Consider the following 1,787-nt stretch of genomic DNA (forward strand, 5'->3'; position numbering starts at 1 on the left):
GTCCAGCTAATGCGGCCCAAGGATGACAGTTTCACCGCAAAGGCGGACCGCATCGCGCCGCAAATGAGCTTCCCGCTGCTCAGCGACAGCGCCCAGGAGATCCGCTTTTCGCCGCCGCCTCCCGGCAAGCCGATCATGGTCAATCTGTTTGCCAGCTGGTGTGCGCCCTGCCGCGTCGAGCATCCGGAAGTGACAGCGCTCGCAGAGGCCCATCCCGGTCAGGTCTTCGGGCTGGCCTACAAGGACGTGCCGGAGGCAACGCGCGGGTTTCTGGACGAGCTTGGCAATCCATTCGAACAGATCGGCATCGACCGGTCAGGCCAGGGCGGGCTGGAATTCGGGCTGACCGGCGTGCCTGAGACATTCGTGATCAGCCCGGAAGGAAAGATCATAATGCATGTGCGCGGTGTGCTCGACGCAGAGAGCCGAGCGAAAGTGAGCGACGCATTGGAGGGCTAAGCGCGAACCGCGTCAGCTTTTCTTCTTTTTCTTCTTTTTCTTTTTCGAAGATTTCTTGTCCGACTTGTCGGCTTTCGCTGGCTTTTCTGCCTTCTCAGCCTTGGCCGGTTTGCTGTCCTTGGAAGACTTGGTGGATTTGGCAGGCTTGCTCTTCGACTTCTCGGCGGACTTATCGCTCTTCGACGTCGCCTTCGCCTCGCCGGTCTCTACGCTCTCGGGCTCCGGCGCAGCTTCGCCAGGCTGCGATCCGGAGACGCGGGCAAGCGAGTCGATGAGCGCGCTTCGCCGGTTTGAGCGGATCATGGAGAGAAGCTCGCTGTCGGCGGCCTGCACATGTGGCAATGCCGCCTCATAAGTCTTGCGCCCTTTCGCCATCAGGGACACCGCCTTGGCGCGCTTGTCTTCTTTGGAGATGACGCGCTTGATGTAGCCGGACAGCTCCATCCGGCGGACCATTTCAGCAAGGGTCGAGCGGTCGATACCGGTCTGATCGACGAGGCGCGCCTGGCTCTGTCCATCCTCGCCGGCGAGCGCGGCAAGCACCGCAAACTGACGAAGCGTCAGCCCCTGATCAGAGAGCGCCCCCGCGGAAAGATTGACCGCCGACTGCTGAGCGCGGTGCAGCAAATGGCTCGGCGAAGTATGAAGATCGAAATCCTGTTTTGCTTGTTCGTCCGCCATTCCATCATTACCCTTGCTGCTGTAGCTGCATCGCGCCCCAGATCGTATCTTGGGAACGAACCGTCCACGGATCAATGATTTTCCCCAATAAAGCGAGACGATAACAGCATCATGACACCTCAAACAGACGAGTCCTTCGACATGCGTGTGCCTGAGGGCGATGACCGGGAACGGCGCGTGTGCGGAACGTGCGGCTTCATCGACTATCAGAACCCGCGCATTGTGGCCGGCTCGGTCGTGACCAGGGGCGCCAAGATCCTGCTCTGCAAGCGCGCCATCGAACCGCGCAAGGGCTACTGGACCCTGCCGGCGGGCTATATGGAGCTTGGCGAGACGGTCGAAGCAGCCGCCGCCCGCGAGGCCATGGAAGAGGCTTGCGCGAAGATCGACATCGACCGTGTGCTGGCGGTGTATTCGGTGCCGCGGATCGGGCAGGTCCAGATCATGTTCCGAGCAGAGCTGGAGTCAGAGATCGCCGCCGGGCCGGAAAGCCTCGAAGTGGGGATGTTCGACTGGAAGGACATTCCGTGGTCAGACTTGGCGTTCCCGACTGTGGTCTGGGCGCTCACCCATTATGCCCAATCGCGCGGCCTCGAGACATTCGCGCCTTACGCCACGCCGCCGGGCACCGAAAAGATCACGACGTA

3 protein-coding genes are annotated in these 1,787 nt (G+C 61.3%); 2 read left to right on the forward strand and 1 reads right to left on the reverse strand.

The genetic code is table 11. The annotated features are described in order from the left end of the window. Positions 1-459, forward strand: a 459-nt coding sequence (locus tag WA989_RS05300) for a redoxin family protein (RefSeq protein WP_424339463.1), incomplete at its 5' end; no start/stop codon positions are given. A gap of 12 nt (positions 460-471) precedes the next feature. Here WA989_RS05300 and WA989_RS05305 read toward each other — a convergent pair. Beyond that, complete coding sequence (locus WA989_RS05305) at positions 472-1,140, reverse strand: MarR family winged helix-turn-helix transcriptional regulator (protein ID WP_424339464.1); 669 nt, start codon at positions 1,138-1,140, stop codon at positions 472-474. A gap of 111 nt (positions 1,141-1,251) precedes the next feature. On the opposite strand from WA989_RS05305, the gene WA989_RS05310 reads away from it, so the two are divergent. After that, a partial coding sequence (locus tag WA989_RS05310; RefSeq protein WP_424339465.1) for an NUDIX domain-containing protein occupies positions 1,252-1,787 on the forward strand: 536 nt, incomplete at its 3' end.

The sequence above is a fragment of the Henriciella sp. genome, assembly GCF_049649345.1.
Lineage (GTDB): Bacteria > Pseudomonadota > Alphaproteobacteria > Caulobacterales > Hyphomonadaceae > Henriciella.

Bases quoted from the DNA above. Each gene is read 5' to 3' on its own strand.
- WA989_RS05305 (WP_424339464.1), bottom strand. From the start codon at position 1,140: ATGGCGGACGAACAAGCAAAACAGGATTTCGATCTTCATACTTCGCCG.